Below are 19,689 nucleotides of genomic sequence, written 5' to 3'. Positions count from 1 at the left end.
ACCGGGGAGAGATAACGGACCAGGTGCATGGACGAACCTTTCACATCGAGGTACCGAGCAGACCACGGGTGATCTGGAAACCAACGTTGCCGGACGCAACCGCTTTGGGGACGAGCCGGCGACTGGCGACCGCGGCGATCGTGTCCAGACCGATCCGGGCCTGTTCGGCCGCGTCACCGGTGGCCACCGCGTCCAGGTCGTCGCCGTACGTCGCCACCGTCTCGGGATCGTTGCTGAATTCAACGACCGGGACGAACCGCTGCGCCGACAAGGTACCGCCGGCGACATGCGCGAGGATCTGCTGGACGCCGGTCGCGCCGAACCCGGTCGCGGTCTCCATCCAGTCCGTGCCGGGCATCCGCATCACGTGCCAGCCCGGTGCGGCGAGGCGCTGCCCGTGCGCGACGGTCGGGCCGACGGGGTCGGTCGACCCGAAGGCCGCCGTACGGAAGGCGTCGTGGGCGAGGAGTGCGCCGCGTGACGAGAGGACGACCGAACCGCCGGAGCCGACGATCTCACGGCCGATCAGCGCGAGCGCTTCGGCGGTCGCGTCCGAGAACGGACCGCGGGCTTCGAGACCGATCGTCAGCGCGCCGAGGTTGCCGTCCTCGTCGGCCGGTGCGGGGATGTCGAAGCTGCTGAACCAGTCCTTGACCCGGCCGCCGACCGCGTCCAGACCACCGTCGGCCTGGATACTCGCCCAGCCGAAGCGGGACGGGTCGGCGCCGGCCTCGACCAGGCGCGAGCGGAAGTAGTCGTTGTGCGTCTTCTCGCAGCCGTGCTCGAGGAGCAGCGCCATCCGGGTGTTCGGGTGCAGCAGGTACCCGAGCATGATCCGCGCGAACGTCTCCTCGGAGGCGCCGCCGCTGCTTCCACAGCCCTCGGTGTGCGGCAGGGCGACCATCCGGGTGACCGAGTCGCCGGCCCACCTCTCCAGCTCCGCCTGGGCCGCGATTCGCAGCGCGATCTGGCCGGAGCAGAGGCTGGTCGGCAGGATCAGGCCGACGGCCTCGGGGACCAGTCGGTCGTCGACCCTGAGGAGTTCGGTGAGAGTGCGGCCGTCGGAGGTCAGACCCGCGTGCGGCCGACCGTCGAGCGGAGCGTCGCGGTCCTCGGCCGGCAGGTCGGCGAGCTTGCGGCTCATCCGGCCGTCGGTGGTGATCGAGACGCCTTCGACCGGGCCGGTCTGCTTCCAGTTCCGCCAGATCGACACCTGGCTGTGGCCGGCGCGTTCGCCTGCGCTCTTCTCGCCGGACGCGACCCGGACCACGAGGTCGAAGGTCTCCGCGGTCAGATCGGGCATCGACGTACCGGTCAGGTACTTGCCCGCGTCGACGTCCATCTCGGCCTGCAGGCGCTCGTACCGCGCGCTGGTGGTGACGAACTTCAGCGTCGGGACGAACGGGAAGTTGGTGATCGAGCCGTTCCCGGTGGTGAAGAAGATCAGGTTGCAGCCGCTGCCGATCTGGCCGGCCACCGACTCCAGGTCATTGCCGGGGCTGTCCATGAAGATGTAGCCGTCGCCGGGCAGCGGTTCGCCGTAATCGATCACGTGGTCGAGGCGTACTTCGCGGGGCAGTTTGCGCGCGGCGCCGATCGACTTCAGCACGATGTTGTAGAGGCCGCGGTACACGTTGCCGCCGGACGGGTTGCCCTCGGCGGTGTGGCCGTGCCAGCCGACGCGTTCCTTGAACGACTTGATCGTGGCGAGGAAGCGTTTCGCGGTCGAGAGGTCGCGGACGTTCTGCAGGACGTACGGCTCGGCACCGATCAGTTCGTCGGTCTCCGCGAGCACCGCCGTACCGCCGTGCCGGATGACCTCGGCGCTGACCTGACCGGCGAGCGGGTTGGCCGAGATACCGGAGAACGCGTCGGAGCCGCCACACTGCAGAGCGATCTTCAGGTCCGCGAGCGGGACTTCCTGGCGCTGCTGCGCGTCGACGATCGGCAGCCACGGCTCGATCTGCGCGCCGGCGGCCGTGAGGTCGGTCTCGAAACCGTGCTCCCGGGTGAAATACGCGTGCGGCACCTTGAGCGACGGGTACCCGTGCTCGACCATGAACTCCTTGATCGCGTCGCCCGAGACCACGTCGCCCTCGGTGTCGACGATCAGGACGGCGCCGACGTTCGGGTTCAGCGTGAAGCCGGCCAGCGTCGCGAGCAGGAAGTGCAGGTTGTTCGGTACTTCGTCCTCGCCACCCTCGGTGTGCGCCACCGGTACGACGCCATCGCCCGCGGCCGCACCGTCGAAGCGCCGCGCGAGCTCGGTGACAAACCCGCTGCTCCGCGAACTGGTCGCCAGCAGTACGACGTGGTTCCGCGTCCCCGCCGGGCCCTGCTCACGGGGGTAGCCGAGGAACGTTCCGGGCTGCTCGACGCTCGTCACCTGGGCGCCGAAGGTCAGCGCGGACTCGTCGAGCTCGTACGGGTCGAGCGGCTCGTTGGTCGCGGACGGCTCCTCCGGGAGACCGTCGACACCACGGGCGGTGACCGCGGCGAGGCTGGTCGGCGTACAGACGTAGTCGCCCGGGACCAGGTCGCGGGACGCGCGCGCGAATGCGGTGTTCCACGAGGTCAGGGCGTTGCCGGTCGCGACCGGGGTGACCACGAAGCGGTGCCCTTCGAGCACGGTGTGCGGCAGCGTGACCGTCGTACCGTCGAGCTCGACCTGCGTCCCGGCGTCCAGCCGGCGGGACGCGATCGCGACGTTGTCACCCGGCTCGGGCAGGACGCCGATCTGTTCGAACCTCACCATCGTTCGCGCCTTCCCGTAGCTCACTCGGCCCAGAATCGTGCATGATGCATGATTACCAGTGTTACCCTGCCGAAACCTGACCGGTGGGGTCAAGACCGCGACCAGATCCGGAGACAGCTGATGGCTGAGACGGCGGGGCAGGAGCCGATCGCACCCGTGGACCGGCGGCTGCTGCGACGGCAGATGCTGGCCGACGACGTGTACGAGGCCATCAAGACAATGCTGATGGACCACGTCATCCGCCCCGGCGCCCGGATCTCCATCGACGGGCTGGCGCGAGAGTTCCAGGTCTCGTCGACGCCCGTCCGCGAGGCGCTCGCGCGGCTGGAGTCCGAGGGGCTCGCCGTCAAGGAGCCGCTGAAGGGGTACCGCGCGACGCCGCTGCTCACGCTGGCGGAGTTCGACGACCTGTACCGGTTCCGGCTGCTGCTCGAGCCCTGGGCCGCGCACCGCGCCGCCGAACGCATCGATGCCGAGGGCGAGACCCGGCTGCGCGCCGAGCTCGCGAACGCCGTCGAGCCCACGTCGATCGACTACGCCGGCTACAAGTCACTAACCGCCCACGACAACCGGTTCCACTCGCTGATCGCGTCCCTGTCGGGCAGTGAACAGGTCCGGCTCGCGTTCGAGCGCACCCACTGCCACCTGCACATCTTCCGTCTGCACTACGACCGCGACATCGGCCCCGAGGTCCTCACCGAACACCGCACCCTGGTCGATGCCATCACCTCAGGCGACCCGACCGCCGCCGAAGCCGCGATGACCCACCACATCGAGAACTCGATGACGCTCCGGCTCCGCCGAATCTACGAGTGAATCGGCGCCCGTTCCCCCTCGCGGTGCCCGAGGAGCTGTCGGCGTACATCCTCGACTTCCAGTGGGACCTCGAGCTTCTGCACGCACTCGATCTGCCCGTGGTGTCGATGCCCGTCGAAGCACTCAGGCACCATCTCGACCTCCCGTTCTGGGCGTACGCCGGGAAGCCGTTCCAGGTCACGCCACGCCAGGTCGCGGCGGACCCGGTGACCTATCGGGAGCAGTACGACCGAACCCTGGCCGCCGATCTGATCCATCCGCTCGACGCCCTCGCCCGCCCCGACAACCGCATCACGATCCTCGATGGCGTCCATCGATTGCTGCACGCCGAACTCGAGAACCGATCCGCGGTTGCCGTCCGTCTGCTCCCGTGGCGCGACCTGGACCTGATCGCGGTACCTACTTCGTGATCACCAGTGCGTCGCCGACCGGACGTTCGCCGGTGGCGTCGGACGGGGTGTTGAGGACTTTGCCGTCGGCGACCATGGTGGTGGAGCCGCCGCCGTCCAGGTTGATGGCTTCGCGAAGGTGGAAGGACTTGGCGACCGCGGCGGCCTCGGAGATGGACAGGCCGAGGCTGTTCACGTTGCGGCCGTCGGCGGTGATCAGGACGGTGCGGCCGTGGTCGTCGACGCCGGCGATCGTGCGCGGGTTCCGCTTGTGGACCCAGCCGTAGTAGAAGCTCGGGGTGGCCTGGACCATCCCGTCCGCCGCCGCGGTCGCGTGGATCCGTCCGTCGCGAACCAACTCCGGTCCGCCGTTGACGATCGTCGTACGCCGGGTCAGCGGGACCGGGCGACCGTGGTCGTCGAGCAGTCTCGACCGGATCGACAGCGGCTTCCCGACCGTGGCCGCGGCGAGCAGCGGAGCGACCAGGTTCCCGGTGGCCTGAACGGTCCGACCGCCCTCGGGGATCGCGCCACCGCGAGTGGTCCGGATGGCGGTGACGATGCCCCTGCGGTTGAGGATCGCCTCGGCGCCGGGTCCGCTCGGGGTGGAGACGCCGTACGACGGGTCGAACGCGATCAGTTCGTCGGCGTCGGTGCAGGTGGTGTCGTGCAGCGGCTTCGCGGTCGGCAGGTCGTCCGCCGTACCGCCGCAGTTGCGGATCAGGCCCGGTACGCGGTTGAGCCCGTCGAGCGGCAGGTCTTTGCCGACGGTCCCGCGCCAGGTGAAGCGGTCGACCGACGTACCACTCGGACCGAGGACGAGTGCGGGCCGGCCGTTCGTCGGCTCGCTGACCAGTCGGCCGTCGTACACCCCGACGCCTGCCGGATCACCAGGCGCACCGGACTTCGGGTCGAGGACGAAGAAGCCGGCGTTGATCGCGGCCGTCGCGCCGGTCAGCGTCGCGAGGGTGCTGGTCGTCTCGCGCTGCTCGATGTCGGGGCCGTACGTCGCGTCGAGCGTGCCGCGGAACGTCTTCGGGTCGATCGTCAGCACCTGCACATGCCACGGCCCGGTCGAACCCGCCACGTCGTCCGGCTCGCCGTCCCAGCCCGTGTAGAGGCTCGAACCGTTCAGCCCGGCCGCGATCACCTTGGTCCGCAGTGCGTCGGCTTCCGCCTTGGTCGCGAACAGCCCGACACGCACGCGGTACCCCAGGCTGTTCCCGCCGGCGTCGGCGAGCTTCGGTGTCGGCACGTCCTCGACGCGCGGCTCCAGACCGGCCGCGCGCAGCTTGTCGGCGGCCTTGTCGGCACCGACCCGATCGGACAACGCGGCAGCCGGTGCGTCCGGGTCGGGCGAGGACGACGGGATCGAGATCTCGACCGTCCAGCCGGCGGAGCTGTCGCTCTGGCCGCGGACGATCGTCGTGAGCGTGACACCCGGCTGCAGCGTCCGGGTGTCACGGGTCTCGGTGAGGTTGGCCGGCCCGAGCGGGAGATGGTCGGTCGGCGGGGTGGCGATCGCGGTGGTGCCACCAAGGGTCAGGGACAGACAGAGGGCGGGCAGGCCCAGGCGTCGCAGGGTCATAGGTCGTTCCTACGGTCCCGCCGGGTACGCCGCAACCCGAGTGAGCGTCGCGGACCTGAACATCACTCCAACGGCGCCCCGCCACGTCGTAGTCGCTGACAGAAACCCCGGCAAACAGAGGAGGTGTACCGAAGGACGGGTAGTGGTCGGCTGTTCGGCCGGATTCGGCGGGCGCTCACGCTCGGCGAGTCACGGCGAAGCCGACCACTACCCGTTCTTATGTTCAGGCCGGGGCGTCGCCGTGGTCGGGGATCTCCAGCTGTACGCCGCCCTGGAGCGCGGACTGGTGCGCGTAGATGCCGGGCAGCGTGTAGCGGGCCGAGACCCAGGCGTTGATCGGCGGCAGGGCCTTGTCGGCGACCGCGCGGACGAAGTCGTCGGCGAGGAAGTGGTGCGAGCCCTCGTGGCCGTTGTGCAGGCCGGCGAACTCCTTCGGGAGCCGCGAGCGGTCGTGGACCGGCGACAGGCCGGACCGGAACGCGTCGCGCAGCGCCGGGTCGACGTTCGCCAGGTCGGCGTCGTCGTGCGAGCCGCTCGGCTTGGTCTCCATCAGGTTGGAGACGTCCTCGACGCCTTCCTTGTTCTGCCACAGGGTCGTGGTCGCGAGCTGCTCGAAGCTGCCCTCGGTACCGAACACCCGCAGCCGCGACTCGCGGATGTGCGACGGGTACCCGACCCGGCGCATCTCGTTGGTCCGCATGATGCTGCCGTCGGCGAGCTTGAACAACGCGGTCGCGTTCGAGAAGTCGTTGTCGAACTGGCTGACGTCCTTGTCGAACACACCGTCGCCGCGGTCGTCCTTGACGCCGATCGCCGACACGTGGGTGGCGTGCTGACCGGTCACCGACAGAACGTTGCCGACGGCATGCGTCGGGTAGAGCAGCGGCGGGAACGAGGCGGTCTTCTTCCAGTCCTCGCCACCGGAGTACTGGTACGCCGCGTAGAACCCGAGGTCCATGTCGTGGACGTAGTCGCCCTCGGAGTAGAACACCCGGCCGAAGGCGCCGTCGGCGAGCTTCTGCCGGCAGTACACCGAGGACGGGTAGTAGAAGCTGGTCTCACCCATCATGTAAGTGAGCCCGGTCTCCTTGACGAGCTCGATGATCCGGGCGATCTGGTCGGCCTCGATCGCCATCGGGACCGTCGAGTAGACGTGCTTCCCGGCCTCGAGGGCCTTGATCGCCATCTCACCGTGCAGCCAGCGCTGGGTGAAGATCGCGACCGCGTCCACGTCCGACTCGAGCATCTCCTCGAACGACGCGTGCGTGACCGTGATGCCTTGCTTGGCGGCCATCTCGGCGGTCCGCTCCGGGACGACGTCGGTCAGGCGGACCTCGGAGACGTCAGGATGCGCGGACCACAGCCGCAGGAAGGAGGGGGCGAACTGGCCGGCTCCGACCACACCGATGCTGATTCCCATGACGCCAAGGCAATCACACATTTATGTTCCACGGAAGAACATATTCGGACGTTGATTCGTGTGACACAGGACACGGCGGACCGCCAGGCCATCACCATCGGGCTCCGCGGCGTCGGCTCCGCGGGAGGACGTCCGAAAGACGGGATTGTGATGGCCTGGAGATCCGGGGTCAGCTCGCGCCGAGCAGATGCGGGTTGTCGGTGGTGATGCCGTCGACGCCTAGGGCGGTGGCTTCGGCGAGGGCGGCGGCGTCGGGGATCGGCCAGGCGGTGGCCTTCAGGCCGGCGGCGTGCAGTTCCGCGATCCCCTCGGCGGTGAGGCCCGCGAGGCCGCACATCGACCAGGTCGCCCCGGCGGCCTGGGTGCGGGCGATCACCTCGGAGATCTCCGGCGTACGGCCGAAGATGTGCCCGGTCTCGACCTCCGGGAACAGGTCGCGCACAGCCACCAGGATCTCCGGGTGGAACGACGTCACCACGGTCCGCGCGGCCAAGGCCGGGTCGGACTTCAGGGACTGCGCGAGCAGCGGTACGGCGGCCTCCGCCTTGACCTCCGCCTGGATCCGGATGTCCACCGCGGCGACCACCTCCGACCAGGTCGGCACCTGCTCGCCCTCGCCCGCGTCGAGCGCCCGGATCTCGGCGAGCGTCAGCGCCGCGACCTCGCCGGTCCCGGACGTCGTCCGGTCGACGGTCGCGTCGTGCATGATCACGAGCTCGCCGTCGGCGCTGACCCGCAGGTCGAGCTCGATCTCGTCGCAGCCGTCGGCGACCGCCTTCCGGAACGATCGCAGCGTGTTCTCCGGTGCCGTCCCGAGTGCGCCCCGGTGGCCGGTGATGATCACAGAACCTTCTCCTCGTAGAGCCGTTTGACCTCGTCGCCGATCGCCTCGAGCCGCTTCGCGACCGAACCGAAGACCTTCTGGGGCTTTGCGTTGTCCGCGTAGATCTGCTGCAGCCCGGTGTAGATCGACACGTTCGCGTTCCGCCCGTACAGCCGGATCCCGTCCTGCTGGCGCGCGTTGGCCAGCTGGGCGATCGCCACACCGTAGTTCGGCTGCTCGGCGATCAGCTTCTTCAGCTCGGCGTCCTCGCGGGCCTTGTTCACCACCGGCAGGTAACCGGTCTGCGTGGTCCACCACGCCGAGTTCTCGGGCAGCGCGAGGAACGCCAGGAACTTCGCCGCGGCCTGCTTGCGCTCGGTCGAGATGTTCCGCAGCATGCCGATCCCGCCGCCACCGGTGGCGATCCCGGCCGCGACCTCCGACGGGATGAACCCGGCGCCGACCTTGAACTTCGCCTTGCTGGTGATGGTCTTCATGCCACCGGTCGACTCCTGGATCACGCCGACCAGCCCGTTCGCGAAGTCCGTGCTCGGGCTGCTCGCCATGTACGCCGCCCCGAGATCGTGCACCATCGACCGCTGCCACTCGCCGGCCGCGACCGCACCGGCCTCGTCGATCGTGACGTCCAGCCCCTTGGAGTACGCGCCACCGAACTGCCACACGTTCCCCTGGAACTGCCAGTCGCCGTCGATCTTCGCGAACGCGATCGTCCGCATCGACCGTCCACCCGACTGCACCTTCGCGAGCTCGGGTACCCACGAGCGCAGTTCGCTCCAGGTCCGCGGTGCGCGATCCGGCAGCCCGGCCTTCGCGAACGCGTCGCGGTTGTAGTAGAGGATCGGCGTACTGCGGGCGAACGGCACCGCCCAGCTCTGCCCCTTCACGACGTACTCGCCGAACAGCTTCTCCTGGTAGACCCCCGGACCGAAGCCGTCGGTGAAGTGGTCGTTGAGCGGCTCGAGCGCGTCGTTCAGGAAGAACCGTTCCCAGGTGACATCGGACAGTACGGCGAGATCCGGCGCCTGCTTCGCGACCAGCGCGGCCGCGACCTTCTGCGCCACGTCGTCGTAACTGCCTTGGAACTGCACCTCGGCGTACACGTCCTGTTGCGATTCGTTGAACTTGTCAACGAGTTTGCCGACCGCCTTGCCGTTCACGCCGCCGTACGACGACCACAGCACCACCCGGGTGCGGTTCGCGTACTGCTTCGGCACGGATCCGGCCGGCTGCGAGTAGATCGCGTCGACCGAACGGTAGCCACATCCGGCCAGCGAGAGTCCTGCGGTGACTCCGAGGAAAGTACGACGTCGCATGCTCATCCCTTCAGAGCTCCGGCCGTGATGCCGCCGACGATGTAGCGCTGGGCGATCAGGAAGATCAGCAGCATCGGCGCCAGTACGAGCAGCGTTCCGGCCATGATCGTGCCCCAGGCGGCGAGACCCTCCTCGTCCTTGAGGATCAGCAGCCCGACGGGCAGGGTCCGCATCGACGCGGTGTTGGTGACGATCAGCGGCCAGACGAAGTTGTTCCACTCCTCCACCGCGGTGATCACGACGACGGTGATCAGCATCGGCTGCGACATCGGCAGTACGACGCGCCACAGCGTGCGCAGGTGTCCCGCGCCGTCGACAGCGGCCGCGTCCGTCACCTCGGTCGGCAGCGTCAGGAAGTGCTGCCGCATCAGGAACGTCGCGAACGCGGACCCGATGCCCGGGATGATCAGCCCGGCGTACGTGTTGATCCAGCCGAGCGACGCCACCGTCAGGTAGTTCGGCAGCAGGGTCACGTGACCGGGCACCATCATCGCGCCGAGCACCAGGAAGAACAGGATCTTCTTGAACGGGAACCGCAGGTACGCGAAGGCGTACGCCGTCAGGACCGCGTTCACCACCTTCAGCGCCGTACCGACGACGGTGATGATCGTGGAGTTCAGGAAGAACCGGTCGAACGGCGCGGCCTTCCACGCCAGGCTGAAGTTCTCCCAGGTGAAATGCGGCCACCAGGCCGGCGGCCACTGGTAGATCTCGGTCGGCTGTTTGACCGCCGTCGACAGCAACCAGTAGAGCGGTCCGAGGAACACGGCCGCCACACCGATCAGTACGACGTACTGGATCGCGCGTGTCTTCATCGGTAGTGCACCCGCCTCTCCATCACCCGGGCCTGCACCGTGGTGACGACCAGCAGGATGACGAACATGATGATCGACAGCGTCGCCGCGCGGCCCGCGTTGAACGCCTGGAAACCTTCGTTGTAGATCGACCAGCTGAGCGTGGTGGTGGCGTCACCAGGGCCACCACCGGTCATCACCGCGATCACGTCGAACGCCTGGAACGTACCGATCACCGTGGTGATCAACAGGAAGAAGGTGATCGGGGCAAGCAGCGGCAGCTTGATCGACCGGAACCGGGTCCAGGTCGACGCGCCGTCGATCGCCGCCGCCTCGTCGAGCTCCTTCGGCAGGCCCTGCAGGCCGGCGAGGTAGATCAGCGCGGCGAAGCCGACGTTCTTCCACAGGTAGACGATGACGAGACCCGGCAGTGCCCAGTCGGAGTTGTTCATCCAGTCCGGCGGTTCGGCGCCGAACGGTTCGATCAGCGCCCGCATCAGGCCGTACCCGGGGTCGAAGATGAACGCCCAGATGGTCGCGACCGCCGCGCCGGACAGGATGTGCGGCGCGAACGCGATCGTCCGGACCGCCCCGCGGCCCTTCAGCGGCAGGTTGAAGAGGAACGCGAGCGCCAGCCCGATCACCAGACTGCCGACCACGATCAGGCCGGTGAACACGACCGTCACCCACAGCGTCTTGTGGAACGCCGGGTCGGTCAGGGTACGGCCGTAGTTCGCGAGCCCGACGAATTTCGGGCGTGCGGCGATCATGTTCCAGTCGGTCAGACTGAGGAACGCGTTGTAGATGATCGGCCAGTACGCGAAGACCGCGATCACCAGCAGGTTCGGCGCCACCAGCAGCGCGAACAGCCCGTACTCACGACGCCTGCGGCGTTTGAGCTGATCATTGCCTTGGGCAATTTTTTGTTCGTCCGGATGGGTCCGGGCCGGCAGGTCAACTACCGTCACACCGACCTCCTCAGTAGTTCCAGAAGCGGGGCTGCCACCGAAGGGGCAGCAGCCAGAATGCCTTGTTCAAAAGCCGTTCCGGGTCCGCGGACGACGGTCGCGCCGGACTCGCGGGCGATCAGGGCGCCGGCGGCGACGTCCCACGGCTGGATGACGTGCTCGTAATACGCGTCCGCCGTACCGTCGGGGACCGCGCAGAGATCGAGGGCGGCGGATCCACCGCGGCGGATGTCGCGGACGGCGGGCAGCAGCCGGCAGAGGATCTCGGCCTGTTCGGCGCGGCGATGGGGCAGGTACGAGAAGCCCGTACCGACGAGAGCCGTGTCCAGCTGGGACTGCCGCGGCGGACCCAGCCGTTCGCCGTCGCGGTAGGCGCCGGCGTCGCGGGTAGCGGACCAGGTCGTCCCGGTGCGCGGTTGGTGGACCACGCCGGCGAGAGCGCCGTCCGCGTCCTCGACGGCGATCGAGACGCACCAGTCGAGCCGGCCGTACAGATAGTTGACCGTGCCGTCGAGGGGGTCGATCACCCAGGTCAGGCCGGTGGTCGAGGGGCGGGAAGCACCTTCCTCGCCGAGCAGTCCGTCGCCGGGGCGTTCCGCGGTGATGCCGTCGGTGATCAGCTTCTCCGATGCACGATCGGCCGCGCTGACCGGATCGCTGACAGAACTTTTGGTTTCGACACCGGCCGCATCGATCGACAGACTCTGTTGACGAGCCAGGAGCTCCGCACCCGCCGCGGTCGCCAGCCGAACGGCCAGCTCACGCAGGTCAAGGAGGTTCAGGGCTGCGGGCATGCCGGTGAAATTATCACCGAACGATGGTTACGTATAGAGAATCACTGTGATTTTCTCACGAAGATCACATCCAGAAGCAGAATCGTTGCAATCCCGCCGACGAGCAGCCCGAGCCGGTGCAGTCCGCCGTCGGTCGCAGGCCCGGCGAACACGAGCGCGATCGCCGCGGCGGCCAGGTTTGCCCCGACGTACTGCGAGGTTCTGAATAGCCCCGCCGCGGCGCCGGCGACCTCGGGCGGCGCGGCGCGGTACACGGCCAGTTGGTTGCCGAGCCCGTTGAATCCGTTGGGTACGCCGAGGATCGCGCTGATCAGCACCAGGACCACGATCGGCGTACCGGCGTGGACTCCGAAGGCGAGGGCGGCGCCGCCGATCAACAGACCGGCCGAACCGATGACGAGCAGCAGTCGGTGACCGTGATTGCGGGCGAGCCGGGTCGCGATCGCGACGGTGATCGCTCCCAGAGTCGCGATCGGGAGGACGATCAGGCCGACCTGCGTCGGATCGAGACCACGGCCCTGCTCGAGCCACCCGGGCAGACCGTAGAAGATCGCATAGAAGGCGACGTAGGTGAGCATCGTGCGCAGGTACCCGAGGGAGAGTGGTGCGCTGCGGGCGAGCAGTCGTACGTCGACGAACGGGCTGCTGGAGCGTCGCTCCCAGACGATGAAGACGGCCGTCAGCGGGACTGCCAGCGCGAGCAACCACCAGATCGGACGAGTGGTCAGCGAGAGCAGGACGAGCATCAGCGCGGTCATCGCGAGAGTGAAGAGGACCAACCCGAGAAGGTCGATCTCACGCCAGAGCTTCCGGTCGTCATCCGCTGGCCGCGGCGGATCCTTGGGGACGAGGCGCAGTACGGCGATGCCTGCGATCGCGGCGACCGGGAGGTTCACGAGGAAGATCGCCTGCCAGTCGAACGCGCCGACCAGGAAGCCACCGACGCTGGGGCCGAGCGCCGCCGAGGTCTGAGCGAAGACTGACAGCAGCCCGAGGGCACCGACCGCGGAGGCCTTTCGGCGGTCGGCGATGCGACGGATCATCGCAACGCCGGACGGGAACTGCGCGCCGGTGCCGATGCCGAGCAGAACGCGCGCGGCGATCAGCCAGCCGAGGCTCGGCGACAGCGGCGCCAGCGCGGACACCAGCGCGACCAGCACCAACCCAGCGAGGAACACGCGCCGGGCCCCGAGCAGATCAGCCAGCCGTCCGGCGGTCGGCGCCGACACTGCAGTCGCGAGATAGAGCCCGGAGACCAACCACTGCGTCTCCGTCCCGGCGTGGAAGTCCGCGCCGATCGCCACCAGCGCGACCGCGATCATCGAGGAGTTCAGCGGCTGCAACAACGTCCCGAGCCCGACCGACGACGCGTACCGAGCCGGCACCCCCGTCGCGACCCGCTCCTCCACCACCTTCGTCACGCCGCACCTCCCTCGCGGCGGACTTTGAGCCCGCACCAACCATTTCGGCGGCCCCGAAATGGTTGGTGCGGACCCCAGGTGCTGGTCACTGCGGCACCTCGGAGAGTTTGTCCATGAGGCGCGCGGCTAGGTGCAGGAGGTCCTGCTCCGTGGGGGTGAGCGTCGTGTCCATCGCCTTGGCGAGGAAGGTGTCGCGGCGCCGGCGGTCCTCGCGGACGAGCGTGGTCCCGGCGGCGGTGATCTTCAGCAGTACCTGCCGTCGATCGGCGGGATTGTCAGCACGACTGATCAACCCCGTGGCGACCAGCTCGGTGGTCGCGCGCATCATGGTTTGCGGCGTGACCCGCTCGGCAGCCGCCAGCTCCGCATTGGTCTTCGGACCCTCGCGCTCCAGCCACCCGAGCGCATTGAGCTGGGAGTAGCTCAGCTCCCCCTCGGGCCGCTCCTGACGCAACCGCCGGACCAGGCGGAAGAGGCTGGTACGGATCTCGTGGGCGGCAGCATCCGAAGCAGGCATACCATCAGCTTAGCTGATGATCTCAATCATCCTCGTCGTTGCGCAAACGCACCCCGGTGACCCCGTCCAGGTCGTCCAGCGCGAGCACCAGGTTCTGCAGCGGCGGGCGGCCGGAGAACCGCATCGACGCCCGCACCTGTGGTCGCGACCCGTCCCGGTGTACTTCGGTCCCGAGCACCGACGCCTCGAAACCCATAGACGTCGCGGTCGACAGGATCGACCGGAGTACGCCGGCGCCGTCGTCGTACCGCACTGTCACTGTGCGGCGGCGGTCCGGGGACGGCAGGAAGCGGGCGAGCCGGGCGAACGGGCCGACGGCGACGAGGTGCAGCACGGTCGCGGCGACCGCGAGGACCGGCATGCCGGCGCCGCAGGCCATCCCGATCGCGGCCGTCATCCAGATCGTCGCCGCCGTGGTGAGCCCGCGGACGACGTCACGGCGCATGAAGATCACGCCGGCGCCGAGGAAGCCGACGCCGGAGACGATCTGGGCCGCGATCCGGGACGGGTCCAGGTTCACGTCCGTCCCCAGGACGGCGGTGAAGCCGAAACCGGAGACCAGGGTGAAGAGTGCGGCGCCGGTGCCGACCAGGGTGTGCGTCCGCATGCCGGCGCTCTTCTGCCGCATCTGGCGCTCGATGCCGATCAGCATCGAGAGCACGAACGCGATCAGCAGGAGCAGGAGTTCGGTCCAGGTACTGGACGTTTGGAGTTTCATGATTCGAGTCCGATGCCCGGCTTACGCGGACACCAGTCCTACGGGGTCCTTTCCGTTGAGGAACGCGGCGACGGCTTCGGCGGCGATCGAGCCGGCCCGGTGCGCGGTCTGGCGGGTGGCGCCGGCCAGGTGCGGCGTCATCACGATGTTTGGAGCGGTCAGCAGCCTCGAGCCCGTCGGCAGCGGCTCGGCCGGGAACACGTCGAACGCCGCGGCCCCGAGCTGCCCGGACTCCAGCGCGCCCACCGTCGCGTCGTAATCGAGCAACCCGCCGCGCGCGGTGTTCACGAGTACGGCGCCACGTGGCATCGACGCGATCTGTTCGGCACCGATCATTCCGCGGGTCTGGTCGGTGAGTCGCGCGTGCAGACTCACCACGTCCGAGCGCCGCAGCAGTTCGTCCAGTTCGACGAGCTCGATGCCGTCCGGGGCCTGATCGACGAACGGGTCGGCGACCAACACCCGGGCGCCGAAGGCGAGCAGGACCCGAGCGACGCGCTGCCCGATCGCGCCGTACCCGATCAGGCCGACTGTCGAGCCGTCGAGCTCGACGCCGCACTCGTTGTACGCGTAGAGATCGGAGCGCCACTCGCCCTGCTCGAGGGTCTTCTGCAGTCGCGGAAGGTTGCGCAGGGCCCCCATCATCAGCGCGATCGCGTGCTCGGCAGCCGCGACCGCGTTCCGGCCCGGCGTCGACGCGACGGCGATCCCGCGCTTCGCAGCGGCCGCCACGTTCACGTTCACCGGACCGCCGCGACAGACGACCAGGAAACGCAGGTCGGGCGCCGCGTCCAGCACTCGCTCGGTGAACGGGCCCATCTGGGTGACCGCGAGCTCGACCCCGGCCAGCGCCTCGATCAGCTGGTCCTCCACGTCACTGGCCTCGTCCACCTCGGCAACGCGCCCGTACGGCGTCAGCGGCCAGGGCAGCGTCAGCTCGCGGAACTCGAACCCGACGTCCGGGATCGTGCCGAGGGCCGCGGCCAGCAGATCGTTGCGGACAAAGTGATCGCCGGCGAGCAGGGTCTTGACGGTTCTCATCGAACTCCTGGGAAAGTAGGTGCTGGGTCGGACCAGCGCGGGCGGGCCGCGTCGATGCGGCGCAGGTAGTGGGCGTATCCCTCGGCGTAGAACGCGGCGCGCTCCGGATCCGGGTCGACCTGGCGGGTCTCCGCGATCCACTCCGCGCCGGCGCTGTCCGGGTCGACCGCACGGCGCGCACAGATCACGGCTCCGCGCGCCGCAACCTGCTCGGCCTCGGCGGTGTGCAGCGGCGCATTCAGTACGTCAGCGAGGATTTGGGTCCACTCGCTGCTCCGCGCACCACCCCCACACACCGTCACGCGGCCGGTCCACCCTGCTGCATCGAGGCAGTGCCGAGCGGCGTACGCGATGCCTTCGCAGGTCGCGCGGACCAGGTCGGCGGTCGTCGTGGACAGCGAGATGCCGTCGATCGTGCCGCGGGCGCGCGTGTCGACGAACGGCGCGCGTTCGCCGGCTTCCGAGAGGTAGGGCAGCACGGTGACGCCAGATGCGCCGGGTGGGCTGTCCGCGAGCAGCGACGGTAGCTGATCGGTGCTGACGCCGACGAGGGCGAGCACGCGATCGAGGGCCGCCGTACCGACCATGGCGGGCATCGCGCGGAGCCAGACGCCCGGGGTCCACGTCCCGAGGAAGAGGCCGGCGGGTTCACCGTCGACGGGGAGCTCACGCGTGACGACCTGGCAGGCCAACGTTGTACCGACGGTCAGGAGCGCGTCGCCGGGCTCGGTCACACCGGCGCCGGCGGCTGCGGCCGGGAGGTCGTACGGGCCGGCGGAGACTCTGGTGCCGCGGGCCATGCCGGTCGCGTCGGTCCGCAGTTCGCCGACGGGACCTTCGGGCTCGACCGGCGCGAGCAGATGACGCAGTTCACCGAGACCGGTCGCGGCGAGCGCGGCGTCGTCGTACGTGTTGGTGCGCGGATCGAGGAACGGCGCCGACGCGTCCGAGACATCGGTCGCCCGGACACCCGTGAGCTGCTGCATCACGACGTCCTTGCAGTACGCCGCCGTACCGGAGCGCTCGATCACGTCGGGCTCCTCCGCGAGTACGGCGGCCAGCAGCGGCCCCGATGCGCCCGGGAACATCCGGTTTCCGGAACGGCGGAACACGTGTTCCGCGACCCCGTCCGTGGTCCAGCGCTCGAGGATCGCGCTGCTTCGCGCGTCCAGCCACGAGATCGCCGGGCGGGCCGGCGTACCGTCGGCGTCGACGAGCCACAGGCCGTCGCCCTGGGCGGTGATCGCCAGCACCCCTGGACGGTCCCCCACCGTGCCGGCCAGCTCCTTCACCACCTCGTTGACCGACGCAACGATCTCCGAGGTGTCATGCTCGAACCGGCCGCTCGCCGGCCGGACCAGCCGGGTCGGCCGGGAGGCCACCGCCACCGGACGGCCGGCGTCGTCGAAGGCGACCGCCTTGGTCACCGTGGTACCGACGTCGACGCCAACATCCATACGCCCCTCCTAGTGTCCTGAGCCGGAAGTTCGGCGAGTGATCAGAGTTTGGCGACCTCCACGGTCACGCCGTGGTCGCGCAGCGGGGTGATCAGGTCTTCCGGGGTCTTCTCGTCCACGACGACGATGTCGAAGTCGGTCAGCGGGGCCAGCCGGTGCAGGGCGGTGCGCTGCAGCTTGCCGTGGTCGACCAGCAGCACCTTGGTCTTCGCCGAGCGCAGCATGGCCCGCTTCACCAGGACGATCTCCTCCTCCTGGTGGAACGCGTGCGTCGACGACACCGCCGACACCGAGCAGAACAGCAGGTCGGTGTGCAGCGCCTCGACGGCCCCCGCGCACGGCATCCCGCCGAACGAGTCGTGGGTCGCCGAGTAGATCCCGCCGAGTGCCAGCAGCGTGATGTCGCGCAGCTGCGACAACCGGGTGATGGCCGGCAGGAAGTTCGTTGCCACGGTCAACGGGGTGATGTCCTCGAACAGGTCGACCAGAGCCAGCGCGCTGGTCGAGTCGTCGAGCATCACCGACATCCCGGGCTCGATCATCGCCCGCGCGTGCCGGGCGATCGCGGCCTTCTCCGCGTGCGCGGTGTTCAGCCGGTACGCGACGTTGCTCTCGAACACGCTGGTCGGCTGCGCGCTGACGCCGCCGCGGTACTTGCGGACCACGCCTTGGCGTTCGAGCTCGTCCAGGTCGCGGTGCACGGTCATCACGCTCACGCCGAACGCTTCGACCAGGTCGTTGGCCGAGACCGAGCCGTGCTTCACGACGTACGCCGCGATCTCGGCCTGCCGGCGCGCGGGACGGCTCAGTTCGGTGGTGTCACCGTCGACATCCGATGTCATGCCAGGGTCTCCAAACGCAGTGCAGGAATCAGGGGTGGAACGTTGTACGCCTCGAGACCCACTGTGCCGTCCTGCCAACGGAAACGCACCAGTGCCGCGGGACCGAGTGCAGGTAGCAGTCTGCGGTAGTCGTTCAACCGCAGCCCGAGGACCCTGCACACGAGCAGCCGGATGAGCGTGTTGTGAGCGACGACGAGGACCTTCTGCCCCTGGTACTGCTTGCCGATCTCACCGAAGACCTCATGGACCCGATCGGCCGCGGCGACCGGGTCCTCGCCACCCGGCAAGTGGTTCCGCACCGGGTCGAGCTCGAACGCCTTGCCCACCGCCGGCGGCATCTCGCCGAGCATCTTGCCCTCGGCCGAACCGAAGTCGACCTCGCGCAGCCGCGCGTCGAGCGTCGGCGTCAGACCGAGTGCCTCGGCGGTCGGCGTAATCGTCTGCCGGGCCCGCAGCATCGGCGACGCCCAGAGCACGTCGGGCGCATAGTCGGTCGCCCAGTCCTTGAGCTGCTGCGCTTGCTGTGCGCCGACCTCGTCGATCGGAAGGTCCGTGGAACCGGTGTACCGGTTGCCGTGATGCCATTCGGTCCGGCCGTGCCGAGCCAGAACGATCGTGGTCTTCATCCCCGGTACCCCCTGCGGTCGAGCTCGGCGACGAACTCGCCGTACAGATCATCAAGTGGCCGGTTGCCCGGCTCGAGGACACGGTCGACACGAACCATCCGTTGCGCCGTGCCGGTCAGGTCGGTCCCGCCGGACGCCGCCAGGACAGCCATGCCGTACGCCGGGTCCGGTACCGCGGGAAGTTCCACGGGTACGCCGAGAACGTCAGCGCGAAGCTGGTTCCAGTAACCGCTCCGGGTGGCGCCGCCGGTCAGTGAGACCGAGCGCACCGGGTCGGCCCCGAGCGTCTCGAGGTGCTCGAAGGCGAGTCGCTCGATGAACGCGGCGCCTTGCAGAACAGCGGCGTACGTGTGCAAGTCGTCGGGGGTGCTGCCGAGGGTGAAGCGCTCGGCCTGCGGCGCGACGAAGGGGAACCGCTCGCCGGTCTTCGCGATCGGGTAGGTGACCGCGTCGATCGGGTGCGCGAGCCCGTCCAGAGCGTCGAGGTCGGCTCCGGGGAGAAGCTCGGTCAGTACGCCGGCGCCGGTGCTCGATGCTCCGCCGGGGAGCCAGCCGCCGTCGGGGTGACGGTGGCTGTAGACCGCACCGGTCGGGTCGGTGATCAGGTCGGCGCTGACGCCTTTGAGCACGAGGGTCGTGCCGAGGACCGAGTTCCAGGCGCCGGGTGCGAGAGCGCCGGCAGCGATCTGAGCGGCGCAGCCGTCGGTCATGCCGGCGTAGACGGGCACGCCTTCGGGGGTCCGGCCGAGTTCGGTGCCGGGCCGTACGACGTCCGGGAACAGGGTGAGCGGGAGGCCGAGTTTGTCGAAGGCCGCCGCCGGCCAGGACTCGGCGATCAGGTCGTAGCCGGTCTTGAGGGCGTGGCTGGTGTCGGTGGCGACCGGATGGCCGACCAGGTGCGCCGCGACGAAATCGGCGCTGTGGGCGACCCGGCGATCCGCGAGGTCGTCACTGTCGGCGACCAGATCGAGGATCTTCGGCAGCGCCCAGGTGGGTTGCATGCTCGTCGCCCAGCGATCCGGATCCGCGTCCACGATCTGACCGCGACGGGCGGCCGCGCGCGCGTCGTCGTACATCAGCGCTCGCGTGACGGGCCGGCCGGTGCTGTCGGTCAGCAGGAAGGTGCCGGAGGTGGAGCAGATCGCGATGCCCTCGAGCCCGGCCGCGCCGACCTCGGCCAGGACCGCGTCGACGGCGCTCAGCCAGGACTGGGGATCCTGCTCGTGCCGGACGCCGTCGCGGTGGCTCGCGAGCGGGCGCGTTGCGCGGGCCAGAACGCGGCCCTTGGCATCGGCCAGCACGGCCCGCACACTTTGCGTGCCGAGGTCGAGACCGATCCAGGCCACTGAACGCCTCCCAAGTGAGTGTTATCTGTGTTGATAACAT

Annotated in this window: 18 protein-coding genes; 2 read left to right on the top strand and 16 right to left on the bottom strand. The window is 69.0% G+C overall.

The annotated features are described in order from the left end of the window. Window positions 1-40: 40 nt before the first annotated feature. Window positions 41-2,755 carry a UxaA family hydrolase gene (locus AC0662_RS40405; RefSeq protein WP_478307296.1) on the bottom strand — a complete coding sequence of 905 codons (2,715 nt, stop codon included), beginning with the start codon at window positions 2,753-2,755 and terminating at the stop codon, window positions 41-43. A 120-nt stretch (window positions 2,756-2,875) separates the two neighbouring features. Between AC0662_RS40405 and AC0662_RS40400 the strand changes: the two genes are divergently transcribed. After that, window positions 2,876-3,571, top strand: coding sequence for a GntR family transcriptional regulator (locus AC0662_RS40400; RefSeq protein ID WP_452192985.1), 696 nt, complete (start codon window positions 2,876-2,878; stop codon window positions 3,569-3,571). Next, entirely contained in the window at window positions 3,568-3,981 is a 414-nt protein-coding gene (locus AC0662_RS40395; RefSeq protein WP_478307294.1) for a hypothetical protein, read from the top strand. The genes AC0662_RS40400 and AC0662_RS40395 overlap by 4 nt, the downstream gene beginning before the upstream one ends. On the opposite strand, the gene AC0662_RS40390 is transcribed toward AC0662_RS40395, so the two are convergent. The 15 genes from AC0662_RS40390 to AC0662_RS40320 form a co-directional block, all read right to left on the bottom strand. Continuing rightward, window positions 3,971-5,548: a phosphodiester glycosidase family protein gene (locus AC0662_RS40390; RefSeq protein ID WP_478307292.1), complete on the bottom strand. Its 1,578-nt coding sequence runs from the start codon at window positions 5,546-5,548 to the stop codon at window positions 3,971-3,973. The genes AC0662_RS40395 and AC0662_RS40390 overlap by 11 nt on opposite strands. Before the next feature lie 223 nt (window positions 5,549-5,771). Then, entirely contained in the window at window positions 5,772-6,968 is a 1,197-nt protein-coding gene (locus AC0662_RS40385) for a Gfo/Idh/MocA family protein (protein ID WP_452192979.1), read from the bottom strand. 169 nt (window positions 6,969-7,137) lie between these two features. Further along, window positions 7,138-7,812: a glycerophosphodiester phosphodiesterase gene (locus AC0662_RS40380; RefSeq protein WP_478307290.1), complete on the bottom strand. Its 675-nt coding sequence runs from the start codon at window positions 7,810-7,812 to the stop codon at window positions 7,138-7,140. Then, window positions 7,809-9,125 (bottom strand): ABC transporter substrate-binding protein, encoded by a 1,317-nt coding sequence (locus AC0662_RS40375; RefSeq protein WP_452192975.1) that lies wholly within the window; start codon window positions 9,123-9,125, stop codon window positions 7,809-7,811. Before AC0662_RS40375 ends, AC0662_RS40380 begins: the two co-directional genes overlap by 4 nt. A gap of 2 nt (window positions 9,126-9,127) precedes the next feature. After that, window positions 9,128-9,940 (bottom strand): carbohydrate ABC transporter permease, encoded by an 813-nt coding sequence (locus AC0662_RS40370; protein WP_452192973.1) that lies wholly within the window; start codon window positions 9,938-9,940, stop codon window positions 9,128-9,130. Then, window positions 9,937-10,887 (bottom strand): carbohydrate ABC transporter permease, encoded by a 951-nt coding sequence (locus tag AC0662_RS40365; RefSeq protein WP_452192971.1) that lies wholly within the window; start codon window positions 10,885-10,887, stop codon window positions 9,937-9,939. Before AC0662_RS40365 ends, AC0662_RS40370 begins: the two co-directional genes overlap by 4 nt. After that, complete coding sequence (locus AC0662_RS40360) at window positions 10,884-11,681, bottom strand: inositol monophosphatase family protein (protein WP_478307287.1); 798 nt, start codon at window positions 11,679-11,681, stop codon at window positions 10,884-10,886. Before AC0662_RS40360 ends, AC0662_RS40365 begins: the two co-directional genes overlap by 4 nt. Window positions 11,682-11,722: 41 nt before the next feature. Next, complete coding sequence (locus AC0662_RS40355) at window positions 11,723-13,102, bottom strand: MFS transporter (protein ID WP_478307285.1); 1,380 nt, start codon at window positions 13,100-13,102, stop codon at window positions 11,723-11,725. Window positions 13,103-13,187: 85 nt separating this feature from the next. Continuing rightward, complete coding sequence (locus tag AC0662_RS40350) at window positions 13,188-13,619, bottom strand: MarR family winged helix-turn-helix transcriptional regulator (protein ID WP_478307283.1); 432 nt, start codon at window positions 13,617-13,619, stop codon at window positions 13,188-13,190. 22 nt (window positions 13,620-13,641) lie between these two features. Beyond that, window positions 13,642-14,337 carry an MgtC/SapB family protein gene (locus AC0662_RS40345; RefSeq protein WP_452192963.1) on the bottom strand — a complete coding sequence of 232 codons (696 nt, stop codon included), beginning with the start codon at window positions 14,335-14,337 and terminating at the stop codon, window positions 13,642-13,644. A gap of 21 nt (window positions 14,338-14,358) precedes the next feature. Continuing rightward, window positions 14,359-15,378, bottom strand: a complete 1,020-nt coding sequence (locus AC0662_RS40340) for a 2-hydroxyacid dehydrogenase (protein ID WP_452192961.1) — start codon at window positions 15,376-15,378, stop codon at window positions 14,359-14,361. Continuing rightward, window positions 15,375-16,835 (bottom strand): FGGY family carbohydrate kinase, encoded by a 1,461-nt coding sequence (locus AC0662_RS40335; RefSeq protein ID WP_452192959.1) that lies wholly within the window; start codon window positions 16,833-16,835, stop codon window positions 15,375-15,377. Before AC0662_RS40335 ends, AC0662_RS40340 begins: the two co-directional genes overlap by 4 nt. A gap of 41 nt (window positions 16,836-16,876) precedes the next feature. Then, window positions 16,877-17,677: a DeoR/GlpR family DNA-binding transcription regulator gene (locus AC0662_RS40330; RefSeq protein WP_452192957.1), complete on the bottom strand. Its 801-nt coding sequence runs from the start codon at window positions 17,675-17,677 to the stop codon at window positions 16,877-16,879. Then, window positions 17,674-18,303 (bottom strand): histidine phosphatase family protein, encoded by a 630-nt coding sequence (locus AC0662_RS40325; RefSeq protein WP_452192955.1) that lies wholly within the window; start codon window positions 18,301-18,303, stop codon window positions 17,674-17,676. Before AC0662_RS40325 ends, AC0662_RS40330 begins: the two co-directional genes overlap by 4 nt. Then, window positions 18,300-19,649, bottom strand: coding sequence for an FGGY-family carbohydrate kinase (locus tag AC0662_RS40320; protein ID WP_452192953.1), 1,350 nt, complete (start codon window positions 19,647-19,649; stop codon window positions 18,300-18,302). The genes AC0662_RS40325 and AC0662_RS40320 overlap by 4 nt, the downstream gene beginning before the upstream one ends. Window positions 19,650-19,689 lie beyond the last annotated feature (40 nt).

The sequence above is a fragment of the Kribbella sp. NPDC043289 genome (genome assembly GCF_056436705.1).
The sequence above is the reverse complement of the archived record's forward strand: the minus strand, read 5'-3'. Positions and strand labels throughout refer to the sequence as shown.